At 70.7% G+C, this 19,452-nt stretch carries 11 protein-coding genes and 1 pseudogene; 1 reads left to right on the top strand and 11 read right to left on the bottom strand.

Annotation, left to right across the window (positions count from 1 at the left end; genetic code table 11):
- Positions 1 to 86: 86 nt before the first annotated feature.
- Positions 87 to 524 (top strand): hypothetical protein, encoded by a 438-nt coding sequence (locus tag ACI3KS_RS01755; RefSeq protein WP_404914567.1) that lies wholly within the window; start codon positions 87 to 89, stop codon positions 522 to 524.
- On the opposite strand, the gene ACI3KS_RS01750 is transcribed toward ACI3KS_RS01755, so the two are convergent.
- The 11 genes and pseudogenes from ACI3KS_RS01750 to ACI3KS_RS01700 form a co-directional block, all read right to left on the bottom strand.
- Positions 489 to 1,001 (bottom strand): hypothetical protein, encoded by a 513-nt coding sequence (locus ACI3KS_RS01750; RefSeq protein ID WP_404914601.1) that lies wholly within the window; start codon positions 999 to 1,001, stop codon positions 489 to 491. The genes ACI3KS_RS01755 and ACI3KS_RS01750 overlap by 36 nt on opposite strands.
- A gap of 108 nt (positions 1,002 to 1,109) precedes the next feature.
- Positions 1,110 to 1,337 (bottom strand): annotated as a pseudogene (locus ACI3KS_RS01745) (helix-turn-helix domain-containing protein); the annotation flags it as partial.
- 259 nt (positions 1,338 to 1,596) lie between these two features.
- Entirely contained in the window at positions 1,597 to 2,436 is an 840-nt protein-coding gene (locus ACI3KS_RS01740) for a DUF4870 domain-containing protein (protein ID WP_404914565.1), read from the bottom strand.
- Between the two features lie 329 nt (positions 2,437 to 2,765).
- Positions 2,766 to 3,752, bottom strand: a complete 987-nt coding sequence (locus tag ACI3KS_RS01735; protein ID WP_404914563.1) for a hypothetical protein — start codon at positions 3,750 to 3,752, stop codon at positions 2,766 to 2,768.
- Between the two features lies 1 nt (position 3,753).
- Positions 3,754 to 4,584: a PP2C family protein-serine/threonine phosphatase gene (locus ACI3KS_RS01730; protein WP_404914561.1), complete on the bottom strand. Its 831-nt coding sequence runs from the start codon at positions 4,582 to 4,584 to the stop codon at positions 3,754 to 3,756.
- Entirely contained in the window at positions 4,581 to 7,355 is a 2,775-nt protein-coding gene (locus tag ACI3KS_RS01725) for a DUF5684 domain-containing protein (RefSeq protein WP_404914559.1), read from the bottom strand. Before ACI3KS_RS01725 ends, ACI3KS_RS01730 begins: the two co-directional genes overlap by 4 nt.
- A complete protein-coding gene (locus ACI3KS_RS01720) occupies positions 7,352 to 9,883 on the bottom strand; it encodes a transglutaminase domain-containing protein (RefSeq protein ID WP_404914557.1) in 2,532 nt (843 codons plus the stop codon). Before ACI3KS_RS01720 ends, ACI3KS_RS01725 begins: the two co-directional genes overlap by 4 nt.
- Positions 9,880 to 11,250 (bottom strand): DUF58 domain-containing protein, encoded by a 1,371-nt coding sequence (locus tag ACI3KS_RS01715; RefSeq protein ID WP_404914555.1) that lies wholly within the window; start codon positions 11,248 to 11,250, stop codon positions 9,880 to 9,882. The genes ACI3KS_RS01720 and ACI3KS_RS01715 overlap by 4 nt, the downstream gene beginning before the upstream one ends.
- Positions 11,247 to 12,212: an AAA family ATPase gene (locus ACI3KS_RS01710; RefSeq protein ID WP_404914599.1), complete on the bottom strand. Its 966-nt coding sequence runs from the start codon at positions 12,210 to 12,212 to the stop codon at positions 11,247 to 11,249. The genes ACI3KS_RS01715 and ACI3KS_RS01710 overlap by 4 nt, the downstream gene beginning before the upstream one ends.
- A gap of 111 nt (positions 12,213 to 12,323) precedes the next feature.
- Entirely contained in the window at positions 12,324 to 18,251 is a 5,928-nt protein-coding gene (locus ACI3KS_RS01705) for an Ig-like domain-containing protein (RefSeq protein WP_404914553.1), read from the bottom strand.
- Positions 18,251 to 19,378, bottom strand: coding sequence for a serine/threonine-protein kinase (locus ACI3KS_RS01700; protein WP_404914551.1), 1,128 nt, complete (start codon positions 19,376 to 19,378; stop codon positions 18,251 to 18,253). The genes ACI3KS_RS01705 and ACI3KS_RS01700 overlap by 1 nt, the downstream gene beginning before the upstream one ends.
- Positions 19,379 to 19,452 lie beyond the last annotated feature (74 nt).

The raw sequence follows: 19,452 nt of genomic DNA, 5'->3' as shown, positions 1-19,452 counted from the left end.
CATCAGCGCACGAGGTATAGGTTCCTGGTGTGGAGGCACAACCATCGTCGGTTGAACGGCATGTTCGCGATCACAAGGGCATCGCGGTGGCGATCGATCGCTACGTCACCATCATCGCCGTGAGTGAGGCAGCTCATCGCGTGTGGCCGGGATTCGTCGCCGGCGAGAATCTCGCGCGCGCGGTCTTCCTCGCACCCGATGTGGAGGCGCTCTTCGACGACGCTCCGGAGCCGGTGACCCAGATCGTGTCTCTGCTGCGCGCAGGTCTGCGCGATCTCGCCGACGACCCAGTCGCCATCGCACTGGTCGGAGAGCTCGCGACCTCGAGCGCCACCTTCGCGCGGCTCTGGACCACCCCGCACGCCATATCGCCATCCGGCATGGTGCAGGTGACCGATGGCGACAGCGGCTGGACGACCTTCGACTACCGACTCCAGAGCTGGGATGGCTCCCCTCACATCAGAGTGATGACCTGGACCCCCGGTGGATCAGGCATGAGCGGCCCCGTTCGGCAGCATCCGTGAGCACAGCATCGCGTCTCCGACCTCTTGAAGGTAGGAGAGCGACGCACGACCTCGGACGCCGCCCGGCCCTTCGAGGGTGATCACCGCATGATGTCCTGATGTGAACATCAGCATGTTGCACCGCAGCGCAAGCGTTCCCACACCCGCGACCTGCACCTGCGCCGTTGTCGGACCGGGTTGCCGCACGTCGTGCTTCGCCCACGCGGACGAGAACTCCGGTGATGACAACGACAGCTCGCCGACGATCTGCTGCTGGCGTTCGTTCGGCTCGCTGATGAAGCGCAGCACCGCGACCAGGTGCTCGATCAGCTCACTGCGGGCGTCGAGCGTGCGGGCCGATGACCGCAGCAGCTCCGCAATGAGATTTCGGGGGCGCTCTGCGATCCGGGGGATCAGTGCAGCCGCGATCGAGTTGCTGTGCAGGACATCCAGATTCGTGTCCACCAGAAGGGCACCGACGCCCCGGATCTGACTCACGAGACTCTCCTCGACAGGTCCCGGGGCTGCGACGACTACTTTCTCGGGAAGCGCCTCCCGCACCGCCGCGAGGCGACGGATATGGACGCCGGCGTGATGATCGAGCCGGAGCGCTGTCGCCAGTGCAGCCAGCACCTGCTCGGATGGTTGCCGAGCTTTGCCCTGCTCCAGACGCAGGTAGTACTCCGGACTGATCCCCGCTAACTGAGCGACTTCTTCTCGACGCAGACCGTTCACACGCCGAGAAGGGTCTCTCGGCAGCCCGACGTCTTCCGGCTGAGTGACCGCACGGCGGGCACGAAGATAGTCGCCCAGCCTGGAACCGGTTCTGTGCATGGCTCTCCTCCCGCACGAACTCCCACCAGCATTGCAGTTTCTCGAACTCCAAAGCAGGCGGTTGCGAACACGACGCACACGTGGTTCGGAGCACTGTCCCGAACGGATTGGCAGTGAATCGGTGGAGACCGCTCACGCGTGCCCTTCGGGACTCCGACCAGGCGCGCCCGCGGCAACGGAGCGTCCCGGGCACGAAGAGGTCAGCCGCTGATACGCGGGGGTCGGCGACCAGGGCGGAAACGTGACCTGCGAGATTCGGTCAGCTGCGGAAGAACGGGAGCGCGAGGTACGGACGGTGCACGAACCGATCGGCCTTGACCGTGCCGATGATGATGGTCACCAGGCAGTAGATGCCGATCGCGTACAGCAGGATGACGGGGATCGCGATCACGCCGGAGCTGCGCGTGTCTCCGAACGCGATGCCGAGCGCGATTATGCAGCTCAGGCACACCACGAGGTAGAACAAGTAGCTCAGGACCCAGTTCGCGGCCCAGCGCGCGTTCTCACGGACCAACGGCACTGGCGACAGCCGTGCGCTCGATCGCTGGACCAGAGCGACGATGAGCACCACGAGCACCCCAGCGAGGGGGATGTAGTACATGAACTGCAGCGCCCAGAAGCGCCGGCCGCTCGGAGGCGCCACCGGGTACGCACCGTATGCTCCGTACGGCTGCCCCGGAGCGGGGTAGCCCTGGACGGCGTAGCCGGGAGCTGCGTAGCCGGGAGCCGGGTAACCCGGTGATGCGTATGACTGACCGGGTGTGCCATAGCTCGCTACCTGCGACCCAGGCGTCGGGTAGCCCTGCAGAGGCTGGGGTCCGCCCGGGTAACCACCTACCGGCGCACCCGGGTAGCCCGGGACCTGAGTGCCCGGCGCGGGGTAGCCGGGAACGACGGCACCGGGCTGGCCGATCGGCGAGGACGGAGTCTGGGGAGCAGAGGGGCCGGTATAGACGGCATCCGCCGGGGGAACCGTCGCCTCCGCTGCGAAGGCTGCGTTACCGGGAGACGCCGACGGGATGCTCGGCGGGGGCGGCGGGTAGGCGCTCTGGCCTGCACCGGCTGCGGATCGACGATCGTCGATGTTTCCCTCGGACATGCGCATCCCCCGTCTCCGGCGCTCCCCCTGAGCGCCGAAGCCCCATCCTTTCACGACGCGGATCGGATGCCGTCACGCGAGGTCACGCGTCAGACGCACGCTCGGGCGGAGAACTCACGCTCGGGCTGAAGGATCCGCAGAATTCCTCAGCCCGAACGTGAGAGTCCCTCCCGTGGGGAGCCCTCCGGGAGACGCACAGGCACTCGCGGCAGCGACCGGGGTTCTCGCACCGGATCCTGAGCGAGGAGCGCAGCGACGAGACGAAGGACGTTCGTGACGAGCGCCCTTCGTCTCGCTCCGCTCGCTCAGGGACCGGCGCCCGAAGGCCGTCAGGCCAAGACGAAGTACGCCAGCGTGATCAGCCCGGCGACCGAGACCGCGCACGCGCCGAGCACACTCAGCAGCGACCAGAGGCTGACGCGCCGCGCGCGCCGGACGAGCGAGACCGCCTGCTCGTCGAACTCGCGCGTGGGCGCGATGCCGCCCTGGATCACGGGCGGGCGCGACGGCCGCCGCGGCGCAGCGCGGGGCTTGTAGATCGCCGGGGTCGGCTCGGCGTCGACCACGCGCGGCGGCGCTGCCGGAACGGTCGCATCGAGATCCTCACCGACGTACGCGGAGACGAGCTCCGGCGATGCGGATGCGGATGCTGCACCGCGATCGACGACCACCGCTCGGTCCACCGCCACTGTGCGATCTTCGACCGAGCGGTCGATGACGACAGTGCGATCCTCGATCTGCGGCTCCGGGGCCGCAGAATCGGCACCCGTGGGCACGGCATCGAGGGTTGCGGGCTCGGAGTCGGGCCGGCCGCGGTCGATCACCACGGTCCTGTCCTCGATCGGCTCCTCACCGCCGAGCCTCGCGTCGAGACCACCCCGATCGCCGGACGGCGTCGCGTCGCGGACGACAGCGACCGTGCGCTCGTCGAACGGGTCTTCGGCGTCCGGGTCCGGCTCAGGATCCGCTGCTCGACGCCGGGACACCGCGACCGTGCGGTCGTCGAGACCATCGTCCTCGGCATCCGTCGACGCAGTCACCGGCGCCGACCGACGATCGATCGCGATGGTGTGCTCGTCGACGGGAGCCTCGGCGTCGGCATCCGTCGGGTCGACGTCGTCGGCAGACTCCGTGCGACGTCGCCGGGGCACGGCCACCGTGCGATCCTCGATGCTCACGGTGTGCTCGTCGATGGCATCGTCCGCGCCGCTGTCGATGCTCCCCGGAGCGGCCGGTGACGCGGCGTCCGCTCCTCGACTGCGGCGTCCGCGTCGGGTGAGCATGACGGTCTCGTCGAACGCGTCGTCCTCGTCCATGTCAGCGCCGCCCTCGCACGGGAACCGTGGTTCCCTCGAGCATCGTCTCGGTGTGCACCGAGACCGAACGTCGGCTGTCGGTGGAGTCGAGCGAGACCCCCCGCAGCCCTCCGGAGACGACATCGATCACGATGACGGTGATGTTGTCGCGTCCGCCGGCCTGCTTCGCTCGGCGCACCAGCGCGGCAGCGGCGGTCTCGGGGCGGCCCGCCATGGTCAGCGTCGCGCGGATGCTCTCGTCACCGACCTCTCCACTGAGACCGTCGGAGCACAGCAGCAGTCGCTCGCCGTCGATCACGGGCACCAGCCAGCTGTCGGCGACGTTGTCGGAGGCGCCGATCGCCCGGGTGATGACGTTGCGCTGTGCGAAGTTCGCGAGATCCTCGGGGCGCAGCTCGCCGGCGTCGACCAGTTCCTGACCGAGCGAATGGTCGATCGTCAGCTGGTCGAGCTCGTTCGCGAACAGGCGGTAGACCCGGGAATCGCCGACGTTGAAGACCAACCAGTGCGGGGCCCCGTCGTGCTCGACGAGTGCGACGGCGGCGAGCGTGCTGCCCGCACCACGGGCATGCTGGGCTGCGATCGCCTCGACCGTCTCGTTCGCGCGCGCGAGCGCGGCTCCGATCTCGGCCGTCGTCACCAGGGTGCCGGCGAGCGGCTCGAACGCCGCGACCACCGCCGCGCTCGCCTTGTCACCCGCGTCGTGACCGCCCATTCCGTCGGCGACCAGGAACACGGGCGATGCCGCGAGCACGGAGTCCTCGTTCATCGCACGCGTGAGACCGACGTCGGTCAGCGCCGCGACGTTGAGGACGACATCGGATGCGGTCACGAATCGGACTCCACCTCGACATGCATGCCGACCTCGCCGAGGATGAAACGGCCGGCGCCGATCACGCTCTCGCCCGGGTCGAGCAGCGTCTCGGCGCCGTCGTCGGCGACGACCACCACGCCGTTCGTCGAGTGCAGGTCGGTGAGGCGCCACTCGTCGCCCTGCACGATGAGCCGGGCATGGGTCTTCGACAGGGTGCGGGTGCCGTCGGAGATGGCCAGGCGCTGCTCGCCTGCCTCCCCTGCGGGGTTGCGGCCGATCACGACGCTCGACGCCGACAGCGCGAACGAGCGTCCGTCGTCGAGCACGAGCACGCGGCGCACCCCGCGTCGACGCGGCACCACGACGGTCGCCTCGAAGTCGTCGTCAGCGGCCTCGGGTTCGGGCTCGGCGACGGGCGGCTCGGGGAGGGTCACCGGGATCGGGGCAGGGCGGATGCCGGCGGAGAGGTCGCCGCGGGAGCCGAGGTCGGGACCGCGCAGCGGCGGCTCGAGCACCGGGGCCGGGGCGAGCGTCTCCACCGGGACCTCGGCGGCGAAGGCAGGCGCGGAGGTCTCAACCACGGGAGTCTCGGTCACCGGAGTCTCCGCCGCCGGGGTCTCGGTCACCGGAGTCTCCGCCACCGGAGGCGGCGTCGGCCATTCGAAGGGCAGAGCGGGCGCGGCGACCTGCTCGGTCGTGACCGGCTCAGCGGCGACCGACTGCGGTGCCGATCCGAGCGTCTGCCCGTCCTCATCGTGAGGGGCGTGCGCCACGGATTCCGCGACGGCCGCCTCATAGGCGCGCCCGACGAACTGGTCCCAGATCGGGGTCGGCGCGGTCTCCGGCGCCGACCCCCGCTGCGGGAGACCACCCGCAGACGACGCCTGGTCGGTCGCCCCATCGAAGGCGGACGCCGGCTGCGGGGCGGCGGGGGCCGCCTCCCGGCCGCGATGCTCGACGTCCACGGCCGGCTGCGCGGGTGATGATCCCGCACCTGCGAGGGTGTCAGCGGCATCCGTCGACGCGGTCTCGGGCTCGAGCGACACTCGAATCGGTGCGCGGCGCAGCGTGTGCAGCGCAGGCTCATCGGCTGACGGGTCCTGCACGGCCGGAGCCGAGGCGGTGCGCTCGGGAACGAAGGCGCGGTCGGCTTCGGCGGCCGCGTGAGCGGCGGGCGTCTCGGGTGCGACGCCCTGTCCGCCCGCGGTAGGGATGGATGCCGTCCGTGCAGCGCCGGGGACGTCGACGATCAGGCCGTCTCCGGATGCCGAGCCCTGAGCAGCGAGGGGCCACGATGGCCCGGCATCGCGTGCATCGGCGACACGCGAGTGCGGTGCGGCGTCCTGCACCGAAGGGTCCTGTGGCGCAGGCGCGAACGCCGGCGGTGCCGCGGCGAAGACGGGCGGCAGCGGCACCGGAGGGACGCCTGAAGGGGCACCGTGGCCGGCATCGGGCACCACGATGGTCCCCGTCTGCACGGGTTCGACCGGACCCGGGGTCCACAGGACAGACTCCTCTTTGCCCGGTCCCGGAAGCGGCTCGGGTGTCCACGTGGGCTGAGCAGGCGCCGCCGGAGAGCCCGACCCGGATGCGACCGGAGGCGCGGAGTCCCAGGACGGCGAGGTCGCCGGAACCGAAGCGGGAGCGGTGGGAGCAGCAGGCCGCCAGGATGCGGGAGCAACGCCTGCATCAGCGGGAGCTGCGGGAGAGGGCGAGTCCCACGAGCCGGGAGTCGGGGCTGCCGGAGCGGGCGCACCCGAGTCCCACGATGCAGGAGAAGGAGCAGGAGCAGGAGCAGGAGGGTCCCAGGTCGCGGGCACGGGGCTCACCGGAGCGGCCCCGTCGGCGGACGCAGGAACCCAGGACTCCGGGGCAGGAGCAGCCGACCCGAACCCAGGCGCTGCACCCCCACTCGACGACTCAGACGCGGCAGGAGCCTCAGGAGCCGCGGGCGGAGCCGGAACGAAGCCGCCGGGAGGATCCGGCAGCAACGGCGCGAACGTCGGAGGGGCGACCGGAGCGTAGGCCGGTGCGGGCGGAGCCGCGGGATTCGCGAAGAGGTCGTCCGCTGGCGACGCCGGGACTCCAGGATCCGAGGCCGGAGCGGTGAACATGGGTGTGCCGAACAGGGGGTCTCCGTGCGTGGGTGCCGCCTGGGCGGGAGCCCCGGCACCCGGAGCGGCAGAGTCGAACGGAGCAGAGGGGGCGAACGGTGCCGCGGGCGCGAACGGCGCGGAGGCGCCTGCGCCGGCGCCGGCACCGGCGTGCGGGAGGATCGGCGGAGCAAGGTATCCCTGCCCGGCACCGTGGTGCTCGGCATCCGCCGGCGGGGCCTGTCGGCGGGGACCTGGCTGCAACGCGGCGAGCCGGTCGCCCTCGGGGTACGGCGCGACGCCCCAGGCGAGGATCGACGCCCAGACCGGGGGCAGCAGCACGGCGAGCACGGTGGAACCGGCGCCGCGCCCGTAGCGCTCGTTGATCTTGTGCGTGGCCTGGATCTTGAGGATCAGCCCGTAGATCTGCACGATCGGGATGAAGTAGAACACCACGTTCCACGCCGGCTTGCCGCCGAGCTGCAGGATGGTCGCCTCGTTGAGGATGGGCACCCATCCCTTCCAGCCCTCGGCACCGAGACGCGGGAACAGCTTCGACAGTGCGAGCGCGTACCAGACGTAGACGAGCAGGCCGAGCACGGCCGCCACGCCGTAGACGATCCCGAACGCCGCGAGGACGCCGGAGCTCGACCCGTAGTCCACCGCCAGATGCACCTGGTCTGCGACCTCGTTCATGCGTTCTCCTCCTGCCGGCCGGTTCCGGCCACTGCGAGCGTACCGAGTGCGAGCCTGTGATCGGGAGCGGCACCCGCGCGCCGGGGCGCGATCCTCGCGAGGAACGACCGCAGACCGAACATCGACGCCAGTCTCTGCCGGCGGCTGCGGTGCTCACGGATGTCGGCGCGATCGGCGTCCACGATCCCCCAGGCGACCTCGGCATCGGCATCCGTCGGCGGATGCGCCGCGAAGACGGCGTTGTCCACCAGCTCCGCAAGCCGCGTCGCCGCGGGCCGATCGACCGCCCGCGCCGCCTGCACGCGCGTGCCGATCATCGGCATCGGACGCTCGTCGTCGACGTACAGATCGACGAGCTCCTCCCAGGCTCCGACGAGCCGGGACTCGGGGTCAGCGGCGAACCGGCGTGAGCGCTGCCGGCTCCGCTTCGCGAACAGCACCACGAGCAACGGCAGCACGAGCAGCAGCAGCGTGAGCAGGCTCAGCCCGACGATCCTCGCGATCGCGAGCAGCGTCGCCACCGTGCCGGAGTCGGTGATCTCGGTGGGCGTATCGGTGTTGCGCGAGTCGCTCTGCGCCTGCGGCGGATCGAGGGCCTCGGAACGCGGCTGCTCGGGAACGGTCGGATGCTCCGGCAGCTGCTCGCCCTCGGTGATCGTGCTGGGCAGCAGGGCGTACTGCGGGGTCACGTCGACCGGGGTCCATTCGCCGCCCGGGGCGCGCACCTCGACCCACGCGGTCATGTTGGCGCCGGTGCACTCTGTCTCGCACGCGGGGATGCCGGGCACCTCCTCAGCGGCGGGCAGCCGGGCTCCGAGCACGACCCTGGACTCGAGTCCCCAGAAGTCGGCGAGCAGCGCGGCGGCGACCGCGAACTGCTCGTCGTCGCCGACCGCGGAGACGAGCATCTCCGGGGTGGCGTCGGCACCGGCTCGACGCTGCTGATCGACCAGCGAGGTGAAGAGCTCCTCGATGCGCGAGGCGGAGTGACCCGCGTAGCTCGCCGCGAATGAGTATCCGTCCGCGCCCTTGAGCGCGGCGATCCATGCCGACGCCTGCTCGTCCTCGAGCAGCGCGTGCGAGAGATACCCCCGCGCGCGGAGTCGGTCGATGAGTTCGAGGTAGCCCGCGCCCGTGCGCGGGAGCTCCTGCATGCTCGCCCATTCCGTCAGAGCGGGGTACGCCTCGCGGTCGAGCCGCGACTCCCCGCCCGTGACCTCGGCCAGCGACGGTGCGGCCTCCGGGGCGTCGACGAGCACCTCGTACCGGTCCCCCGGCACCAGGCCTTCGCCACCAACAGGCGTCTCAGCGATGGTGATCGCGGTGTCACCCTCGTCGTCGATGTGGAATCCGTCGGCGAGCGCGTCCGCGCGGTCGCCCGAGAAGCTCGGAGCCTGCGCGAGACCGGCCGGTGCCGGCACCCAGATCCCCTCGTAACCCTCGCCGATCGTGACGTCGAGCGAGATGCGGTCGGCTCCCGGTGCGGCGGCTCGCGGCAGACGGCTGAAGCGGTCGTCCTTCGCGATGTGGAAGTCTTCGCCGTCGTACGCGTCGAGGGTGGCGATGCGGATCCGCTCGAGGTCGCCGGTATCTCCCCGGAGCGAGAAGACGGTCTGGTCGAGCTCGGAGGTCGTGAACCACGAGCGATAGGTGGCCAGGGGGCTGATCTGCTGCTGGACCACGACCATCGGTTCCACGTCGTCGCGCAGCACGGTGCGGTCGGACCATCCCGCCGCCGCGGGCACCACGGCGACGCCGGCGGCCAGCGCAACGATGAGCAGCACACCAGAGAGCAGATGACGACGGATGCCGAGCCACACGGGTGCCGCGCGCCGGGTGACGTTCCGCGCAGCGACGGCGCGCAGCGCCTCGGCACGACGGAGGCGTGAGCGTCCGATCAGCCAGACGAGGCCGGCGAGGAACACCGAGACCCCGAGCACCCACTCCCGGGGTGCGGGGAGCGTGATGCCCGCCACGGTGAGCGGCGCGCTCGTGCCGATCAGGCCGAACGAGATGCCGAACAGGCTCATCGCCGAGACCACGGCGACCGCCCAGGCGGCACGACGGCGGGCATCGAGCACGAGCAGCGTGGCCACAAACGCGCCGAACAGCACGACCACGAGCAGCGGCACGAGCACCGCCTGGTACTCGCCGAGCGGCGGGTTCAGCGTGAGGATCTGCTTCCACCCCAGAGCGACCCCGAGCACGGCGTCGCGGACCCCCGCGAAGAAGGCGGGGATCGAGGTGAGCGACGAGGGCACCGCGAGCGGTGCGGCGACGAGCACATAGACGCCGGCAGTCGCGAGTGCGGAGAGCAGGAGGTTCCACCGCAGCACCCGCGACACGAGGGCGACGAGCATCCCGAGCAGGCCACCCACCACGCCGACGAGCACCACGCGCGGTGCGGCATAGAGCGGCCACGCCGCGACGGTCGCCAGGCCGATGCCGATGAGCACGTACGCCAGCCCCCAGACACGGGTGGCCGAGAACAGCTCGCGCACGCGGCGGAGCGCGGCGGACGCGGTCATCGAAGAGCTCCCCTGGCGAGCATCTGCGGCAAGTCGCCCAGCGCGCCCAGCGTCATCACCGACAGCTCGCGGGCGGTGCGCATGGTCGGCTCCTGCCCCAGCTCGGCGCGGACGGCGACCGCCTCGACCGCGGCGGGCAGCGCGACCGCGGCGTGACGCAGCCGCTCGATGGGCATGAGGGATCCGGTCGCGAGGAACGCGATCGAGAGGTCGGGGTACGACTGCACGGTGAGCGCGGTGACCGCCTCGATGCGCATGACGTTGTCGGCAGCGTCGACGGTCGACGTCGCATCGAGCATGGCCTTCGGGGTGAGCGTCGGCAGCGTGCGGATCGCGAGCACCTCGGCGCGTGAGTGCTCGGGGATCTCGTCGCTGACGACGAACAGCACGTCACGACCCTCGGTGACGCCCTGCAGGGCGAGGGATGCCGCGGCACTCACGGTCGTCTCGAACTCCTCGTCGCTCTCATAGGAGTCGGCCGCGAGGTCGAGGATGATCGCGATGCGGGCGTGCCGCGATTCCTCGTACTGACGCACCATGAGCTTTCCGGTCTTGGCCGTGGACTTCCAGTGCACGTGGCGCTGCGAATCGCCGACCACGTACTCGCGCACGGCGTGGAACGACAGGTCGGCGTCGACCAGGGTCGTGCTCGGCGTGCCCTCGAGGTCGCGGATGAGGCCGGCGCTCGTGCTGGGGATGCGCACCGTGACCGGGTGCACGTGGATGCGCTGCACCTCGGGCCAGCGCTGCTCGCGGCGCAGCAGACCGATGGGATCGCCGCGGGTGATGGTCATGGGGCCGACGTCGATGATGCCGCGGCGGTGCGCGGCGATCGTGAGCTGCTCGCTGTGGTGCCCGTCCGGGCGCAGCAACGGCACGTGCGCCTCGACGAGTCCCTCGCCGACCGGCACGTCGACGACGCCGGGCAGTGCGAGTCGGGTGCCCGTGTTGCGCACGTCGAGGACCGCACCGATGTCGGTGCCGGCGACGACGCGGTCACGTCCGAGTTCGAGGCGGATGCTGTAGTCGTGGGCGCCGAGCACGAACGGCACGCACACCACGAGCAGCACGAGCGCGATCGCTGCGACGGCCCACGCTTCGACCCAGCCGAGGAGAAGTCCGCCGACCAGCCCGAGCACGAGCGCGACGGCGACGAGCAGGCCGGCGGTGGTCACCGTCTCGTTCAACCACGACACGGTCCCCCTCGCCGCGCGGGCGATGCCGCGCAGCATCCGACGCACGCCGAACACCGCACCGCGGACGGGTCCGCCGTGCGTGCGTTCGAAACGCGTCACCGTCGAGGTACGGGTCGAGGTGCTCGTCCGTGCCGCGGTGCGCGTCAGGCGTGATTCGGTGTTGAAGCTCACGCAGTGCCGTTCTCGCGCGGGGGCTCCACGTCGAGGAGGATCTGACCGACCACGGCAACCGCGGTGACGCCGTCGAACTCGGCTTCGGGCTCGAGCACGAGACGGTGGGCGAGGGCGACGACCGCGAGGTCGCGCACATCGTCGGGGGTGACGAAGGTGCGGCCCGACTTCGCAGCCCACGCCATCACGAGGCGCGACAGTGCGATCGCGCCCCGAACGCTGACGCCCAGGCGCACCTCGGAGGCGCGACGCGTGGCGTCGACGATGCGCATGATGTAGTCGGAGATGAGCGGGTTCACGTAGACCCCGCGGGCCATCTCGGCCATCGTGAGGATCGTGTCGGTGCCGACGATCCCGTTCAACGGGGGCTTCGGGGTGGCCACCCCCTGCAGGATGCGCATGGTCGCGGCTCCGTCGGGGTAGCCGATCGAGGTCTTGATCATGAAGCGGTCGAGCTGCGCCTCGGGCAGACGGTAGGTGCCACCCTGCTCGATGGGGTTCTGCGTCGCCATCACGAGGAACGGCGAACCGACGGGTCGCGAGACGCCGTCGACCGTGACCTGCCCCTCCTCCATGACCTCGAGCAGAGCCGACTGCGTCTTCGGGCTCGCCCGGTTGATCTCATCGGCGAGCACGATGTTCGCGAAGATCGGCCCGGCGTGGAACTCGAACACACCCTGCTTCTGGTCGTACACCGTGATGCCGGTGACGTCGCCCGGGAGCAGATCGGGGGTGAACTGGATGCGAGAGCTCGTTCCCGTGATCGTCTGCGCGATCGAGCGGGCCAGGGCGGTCTTGCCCGTGCCGGGGAAGTCCTCGAGCAGCACGTGGCCGCCGCTGACCGCCGCCGCGAGCACCAGCTCGACCACGTGCCTCTTGCCGAGGATCGCCTGCTCGACGTTCCCCGCGAGGATCGAGAAGGTCTCGGAGAACCAGGACGCCTGTTCGGGTGCGATGGTCATGGCAGCAGCTGCGGGGACGGGCATACGGCAACAGTATTGGGCGCGAGGCCAGGGTTCCGAACCGGCGAGGTCATCGTCTTCCTTCTTCGTGGGGAGTAATGGTCGAGGGCGTCAGGGGACGACCGGACAGGCGTCGACCGTTCGAGTGATGGACTGCAGCGAGTTGAACTGCCCGTTCCACGAGACCGTGATCTCGAACTGCGCGGGATCCGGGACCAACGGATCGGTGCTGCTGATCGGGTCGGCGGAGATGTTCGCCGCTCCACTCGCCGCAGCCGAGACCGTGACCACGCTCTTCGGACGGTCGACCGGCGCGCACGAGGCGAAGTCGACGTTCACGATCGTCGGAGCCGTCTCCGCGTTGATGTTCGTCTCGTTGGAGCACACCTCGACGATCAGGTTGTAGCACCCGCGGCCCAACACCTGTCCCGGGGAGTTGTCCGCCGAGAGCACGAAGTCGGTGCGCCACTGCCCGTACAACCGGTACTGCGCTGTGAAGCCGCTTTGCACGTCGATCGACGGGCCTGACTCGAGACCGTACTCGTAGTGCGATCCGCTCTGCGCCGGGGTGGTGCTGACCCGATACGTGTTGTCTCCGCCCGGGGCGTCGATGAAGGTCAGGACGCGAACCTGTCTGACCGACGACTGCGCCACGCCGTACCCGTTGGATGCGCACACCATGACGTTGTAGACCTCGTAGGAGGCGAGTCCACTGAAGGTCGGACCGTCCGAAACCAGCTCCGCGGATGCCGAGAGCGAACCGTCGCCGTTCACGGAGCACTGCCCGTTGCCCGATCTCCAGGCCAGATACTTGACGGTCATCGGTCTCGCGCTGCCGTTCGGATCGGCCGAGGTCGGGCTGTGCACCGTGAGTGAGGTGTTCGACGAGGCGCTCACGTCGACTCCCGACGAGATGATCGGCGCTCCGGCCACCGTCACCGACGCCTGAGCCGCGCCGCCCTCGTTGCTCCCCCCGCCCACGGGCGGCTGGAACTGGCTGATCGGCACGATCGTGATCGTCTGCGCCCCCGGAGGGAGGGTGACGTCGACCGTTGTCGTGGCACCAGTTCGCTGCACGGTCTGCCCGCCGTCGCCGATCCGGAACGAGGCCGCGTCATCACCCGAGGTGATAGCGAGCGAGACGACGCCCTGACCCGTGTTCGTGATCCCTTGGCGGTAGACCGGCTCCGCCGTGGCACTCGACACCTCGGGGGCGGCATAGGCCCAGGTCGTGTGCGCCGAGGTCGGCAGCGACGAGCCGACCGAGTTCACGGCGACGGCCGTGTAGGCATGCGGCTCACCGTTCACGAGTCCGCTCACCGTGCAGCGGTAGACGCCGCCGCTCGGTGCGCAGGAGGCCCCGGACGGTGCCCCGTCGCGGAGGATCGTCACACCCGTCACCGCGGGGTGAGCCCGAGCAGCCTCGCCGAGCGGCACCTCGAGGGTGACGCTGTTGCGCGTGTAGGCGACCGTGGTGACGCTCGACGGCGGCAGCGGGAGCCCCTGCAGGTCAAGGGTGACGCTGCCGGTTCCGGTGCGGCCCTGCGCGTCGGTCACGACGAACGGGATGATGCACTGCCCACCCGGAGCGCTGCCGCCGCCGGGCCAGCTCACCGCGAGCGCAGTGCCGGCGACGCTGACGCTCGCGACGTCGCAGCGCGCGCCCCCGCCCAGCGAGGTGAGCTTCAGGCCTGCGCCCTGCTTGCCCTCGAACGGGTCGTACTCGCCGGCGATGCCGACGGCCTCGATCGTGCAGCCGGGCGTGGTCACGACGCACTGACGCGTGAACGTCGCCCCGCGCGGAGCATCCGGAGGCGCGATGCCGACCACGAGACGGACGGATGCCGACACGTCGCCGTACTCGGCGACGCTCACCGCGATGTCCTCACGGGTGCCGGGACGAGCATCCGCCCTGGCCTCGATCGTCAGGGACGCGCCGTTCTGCGTGACGGTGAACGCCGAGCCGGAGTAGGAGACGCCGTACTCGATCGACGATTCGTCGCCGGCGCGACCGCCCTCCCAGGAGGCCATGCCCGTGTACATGTCGACCGTCGTCGTCGCCCCGGGTGCGACCGTCTGCGCGATCGACGCGAGGTTCAGTTGAGGGGCGGCGGGGCGGATGCTGATCGGCACCTCGATGTACGACCAGCGCTGCTGGCCGGACAGGCGCACCGGCACGAGGCAGGTGTCGGACCACGGGGCTCCGGCACCGGCCTGGTAGGTGCCGGTCTTGCCTGTGGCCGAGCAGATGGCGGCCGACCGCTGCGCGCTGAGGTCGGTGCCGACGTCGAAGGGGTCGGCACCTGCGAGGTCGACATAGTCGGCGACGTCGAACTGCTGCGTGGCGTCCTCGTCGACCACGACGGGTTCGGCGCCGGGCAGCGTCTGCACCCGGAGGTCGTCGAAGGCCGGGATGTGCAGGAAGCCGTGCCCCACGATGTCGCGGCCGTCGACCTCGCCGCTGAGGGTGAACGGCACGAGAGCGCCTTCGGCCGGAGCTTCGCCCGAGATCCTGCTGCCGGACGCGGTGAACCCTGGCTGGTCGCCCCACAGGCTGAGGGTCAGCGCGCCGACGTCACCGGATGTCCAGCGCACGCGGTCGGTCACGACGTCGATACCGCCGTTCGAGAGTTCCGCGCGGTCACGGGCTGTGAGCACCGTGTCGGTGATGGTCGGCTGGTCGGCGACGTCGTCCTCGGTGACCGTGACGACGATCAGCCCCTGCGAGGTGCTTCCGGTGCGTGCGGACTGCACGGTGTACACGTACGAGTTGGTGCCGGGGGTGTCACCGGCGCGCAGCACCACGCGTCCGTCCTTCAGCGAGGTCTGCGGATCGATCAGGCCGTCCAGGCGCGCGTAGAGCGGGTTGCCGGGTGCGGACGGGGCGTTGGGCTCGAGCTCGACGAGCTCGAGCTCGCCCTGCGCTGGGTCGATGTCGTTCGCGCGGGGATCGAGCACGATCGGCGTCGAGGAGTCGACGCGGACGCGCACGTAATCGCTGAAGGTCACCGGCGCGGTGTCGTCGATCTTCTGATCGAGCACGCCGATGCGCACGGTTCCCTTTCCCTCGTCGCCCTGCGGGTCGCGCACGGTGTAGGAGAAGCGGACCTGACCGTCTGCCACGCCGCCGGCCGGCGCACGGTAGACGATCGACTCGCCCGAGGACGAAATCGTCACGGTGCCCTTGCCCGCCCCCGGCTGGGCCACCTCGGTGAGCGTGACCCGGTCGCCGTCGGCATCCATCCCGGTGGTCGGCACCTTGAGCGAGACGGTCTGTCCGCTGAGCACCCGACCCTCGAGCGTGATCGGGGTGGGCGCGCGGTTGGTTCCTGCGGGGACGACGGTCACGAGCACCGTGCCGTTGTCGGACAGCGAGGGGTTGCGCTCCAGCGCGACGGAATAGGTGAGCCGGTAGGTGCCGGGCGTGCTCGGCGCGAGATAGCGCAGCGAGTTCCCGTCGGCGAAGACGAGCTCGTCGTCCTGGCCCGACCCGATGACCTCCGGCAGCACGACCAGCGGTTCACCGCGCGGGGCGACGTCGTTGTCGGTCACGGCGATGCGCGACAGCGACCCGGCGCGCACCGTGATCGCGTCGGCGAACACGATGGGGCGGGTGACGCTCGACGGCGGGGTGAGGAACACCGTGACGGATCCGCGCACGGCGGCGCCCGCGCCGTCGGCGACGGTCACCGCGGCGGTGCCGATCATGCCGGGCTCACCGCTCTCGGTCGTTCCGCTGACACGGATGCTCTCGTTGCCCACGACGCCGACGTTGAGCTGCGGCGTCGAGCTCTCGACCCCCGAGACCAGCAGCACGCGACCGGTCGTGTTCTGCACCGCGCGCAGCACGTCGACGGTGGTGTCCTCGCCCTCGCGCACGAAAGCCGTGAGCGGAGCCATCGCGAGCGCTGCGGAGCCGTCGACCGCGGTGACGCGGAGCACCGCCGAGCGCTCGGCCTGGGTCACGGCATCCTGTGCCGTGTAGGTGACGATGTACTGACCCGGCTGCGCGACCGTCAGCTCCACCGTGCCCGCCGCCGTGTTCGGGGCGACCTCGAGACCGTCGGCCGACGCCGAGGTCTGCACGGCGTCGAGCAGACGGTAGGAGCCTGATCCGCCGGAGAGGTGGTCGGAGATCTGGATCGACTGCGGCTCGCCGACCAGCGCGGTCAGCGCCACCGGCGCCGCCACGAGCTCGGGGTTGGCCGTCACCTGCACGTCGAGGGTCTTCTCGGCCGTCGCGCCCTTGGCGTCCTGCACGACCACCGTCACCGGGATCACCGCATCCGAGGCGTTCGGGTCGGTGTGACGGATCGCCACGCGCCCGTCGTCCATCGGCACGACCATGACGGGGGCCGCGGGATCGGTCTCGTAGGCGTCGCTGAGCACGAAGGGGTCGCCCTCGGGGTCGACCCATCCCGAGAGCGCCGAGACGATCGTGCTGCCACCGGGCAGGAGCTGCGGCGTGGGCCATTCCTGCTGGCACGCCTCGACACCGCACCAGACCGGAGCGGAGTTCGACGCGGGGTCGACGACCGTGAGCGTCACGCTCGCGGGCTCGGAGACCGCCGAGCCGTCGGTGACGGCATAGCTGAAGCTGGTCTGGCCGGATGCCGCTCGTACCGTGACGACGAGGGACTGGCCGTTGGCGACGAGCGCCAGGTCGCCGAAGTCGGGATCGGCCAGGCCGCCGAGCGACGCGGGATCGATCGAGAGCACGTCCTTCTTGTTCGGATCGTGATCGTTGTAGAGCACCGGCAGGATCACCTGCTGGCCGCTGCGCACGCCGAAGGCGTTGTCGACCGCGACCGGGGGCAGCTGCTCGGCGACGTCCTCGACGACGACCGTGCCCTCCTCCTGCTCGGTCTCCTTCTCGACCGCCCACTGCTCGAGCGGAACCAGGCGGCCGTCCGGGGCCGTCCAGATGAGGCCGGTGCCGACCTCGGTGAGCACGGCGCGATCGCCGTTGTCGCGGAAGACGGGTCGGATCGACCCGGACTCGAGCGCATCGTCGGGAACGGTGAGCGAGACGGTGTCGCCGTCGGCCCACAGCGTTCCCGTTCCCGTGTCGAGCCAGGCCGCGTACGTGTGCCCGCCCGCGAAGACCGGGGCCGCGGGGACTCCCGACGCCTCGACCGTGCGGGTCGCCTCTCCCCCTCCGAACGGGGCGGAGACGAGGCCGTCGGAGTCGGCGATGAGCACCTCGTCGCCGTCGTCCGAGCCGACCTGCAGCACCGCGTCGTCCGCGACGTCGAGGGTCTGCGGTTCGCCGCCGTCGGTCCAGAGCAGCCCGTCCGCGGGCTGCAGCAGCGCCCAGCGATCGCCCACGACCGTCATGGCGAGCTCATCGCCGCCGTCCGGCGCCGACTCGATGGCCTGCGGATCGCCGAGGAACGTGTGCTCGTCGATGTCGAAGCGGCGCACCGCGCCCTCTTCGCCGGAGTACAGGGCGAGGATGCCGTCGGGCGACAGGCCGATCGAGTCGGCGGTGTAGGTCGGGGCGTCCTCGCCCTCCTCCACCTCGACCGCGGCGAAGGGGTCGACGAGGGTGGTCGCGGCGCCCGCGCTCAGCGTGGAGACCGAGACCTGGCCGGTGTCGGTGCGGTAGGCGACATAGGGGCCTGCCGAGACGATCTCGCGGGTGCCCGCCGGCGTCGGCTCCGATGCGGATGCCGTGCCCTCCTCGCCCGAATCGGCGAGCAGGTCCTGCGGGGCGGCGGGGTCGAGGTCCCAGCGCTGCCGGGAGCCCTGGCTGTAGAGCACGGCATCCGTGCCGTCCTGCCACACGGCCTCCGGTCCGTCGACGTTGCGGACCGTGTCGATCTCGGCCAGTTCGGTGTTGACGCGGGCGTACTGGCCCGAGTCGCGCAGCACCCACACCGAGGGCTCGAGGCGCGGCACCTCCTGCGACTCGTATCCCTGCGCGGTGACGGCCACCGCGACGACGGTGGCCAGCGCGGCCACTCCGGCGATCGACGCGATCAGGCGCCCGCGCGAATGGGGGCGCTCGACGGGTCGGTTGCGGTCGCCGATGGCCATCAGATCACTCCCGTCATCTTGAGCACGGTGACCCCGATCGCCGCGAGGGCGACCATGCCGATGCCGGCGCCGATGAGCCCCGCGGCCAGGGGCGAACGCTGCTTCGCGACGGCGGGCTGCTGCTCGATCTGGCGGGGCGCGGAGCTCTGCTTCGCGGCGCGGACGGCGCGGCGCGAGCCCGGATCGACCGTGGTCACCACGGGGCCGCGCGATGCGGCATCCGAGAAGTCGACGGGAGCGGCGGCGGCCCAATCGGCGGATGCCGCTTCGAAGGCCGTGGGCGCGATGCGCAGCTCGTACTGCGCCCAGCGCAGCCGTTCGGCGAACTCGGTCATCGATCCGAACCGTCGCTCCGGGTCGCGCTGCATCGCGGTCGCGAGGATCTCGTCGATGCCGCGCGGGAAGCCGGGGACGGGAACCGGCGTGTACTGGGCCTTGACGATGCGGCGAGTGAGGCGGTCGCGCGAGTTCTGCGAACGGTCGTCGACCTCGAAGGGCGTGCGGCCGGCGAAGAGCGTGTACAGGGTGGCCGCGAGACTCCAGATCTCGCTGGGGACCGAGCCGGACACCTTCTCCTGCAGCACCTCGGGGGCGCTCCAGGGCACCGACATCGCGATCGTGTCGGAGTCGCCCTCGTCGACCACGGCCGCGGCGATGCCGAAGTCGGCGAGCACCGGCGTGCTCAGCGAGCTGACGAGGATGTTCGACGGCTTGATGTCACGGTGCAGCAGTCCCGCGCGATGCACGGTCTCGAGCGCGCCGGCGATGCGGACACCCGTGTCGAGCACCTCGGCGATCGGCAGCGGCCCGCGCTTGTAGCGCGCGCTCATGTTGTCGGGGCAGTACTCCATGGCGATGTACGGACGGCCGTCGGACGAGATCGACGCCTGGTAGATGGTCACGATCGCGGGATGCGCGCTCAGACGGGCGGAGATGTCGGCCTCGGCGTTGAAGGTGCGCAGGATCTCGGGGTTGACGGCATCGGAGAGCAGCACCTTCACGGCGGAGACGCGGCGCGGGAGGTCCTGCTCGTAGAGGAAGACGTCGGCGAATCCGCCAGAGCCCAGCGGTCGGACGTAGCTGTAGCCGGACAGCACCGGCGGCGCGGACATCGTGCGCTTGGCCATGCGCGCTTCCCCTCCCGAAGTTCTCAGACGGCGAGAGAACGCCTCACCGCGAACTCAGAGTGCGCGCGTCATCC

The organism is Microbacterium sp. ZW T5_45, assembly GCF_044987415.1.
Taxonomy (GTDB): domain Bacteria; phylum Actinomycetota; class Actinomycetes; order Actinomycetales; family Microbacteriaceae; genus Microbacterium.
The sequence above is the reverse complement of the archived record's forward strand: the minus strand, read 5'-3'. Positions and strand labels throughout refer to the sequence as shown.

Bases quoted from the DNA above. Each gene is read 5' to 3' on its own strand.
- ACI3KS_RS01740 (WP_404914565.1), bottom strand. From the start codon at position 2,436: ATGTCCGAGGGAAACATCGACGATCGTCGATCCGCAGCCGGTGCAGGC.
- ACI3KS_RS01735 (WP_404914563.1), bottom strand. From the start codon at position 3,752: ATGGACGAGGACGACGCGTTCGACGAGACCGTCATGCTCACCCGACGC.
- ACI3KS_RS01725 (WP_404914559.1), bottom strand. From the start codon at position 7,355: ATGAACGAGGTCGCAGACCAGGTGCATCTGGCGGTGGACTACGGGTCG.
- ACI3KS_RS01720 (WP_404914557.1), bottom strand. From the start codon at position 9,883: ATGACCGCGTCCGCCGCGCTCCGCCGCGTGCGCGAGCTGTTCTCGGCC.
- ACI3KS_RS01710 (WP_404914599.1), bottom strand. From the start codon at position 12,212: ATGACCATCGCACCCGAACAGGCGTCCTGGTTCTCCGAGACCTTCTCG.
- ACI3KS_RS01705 (WP_404914553.1), bottom strand. From the start codon at position 18,251: ATGGCCATCGGCGACCGCAACCGACCCGTCGAGCGCCCCCATTCGCGC.
- ACI3KS_RS01700 (WP_404914551.1), bottom strand. From the start codon at position 19,378: ATGGCCAAGCGCACGATGTCCGCGCCGCCGGTGCTGTCCGGCTACAGC.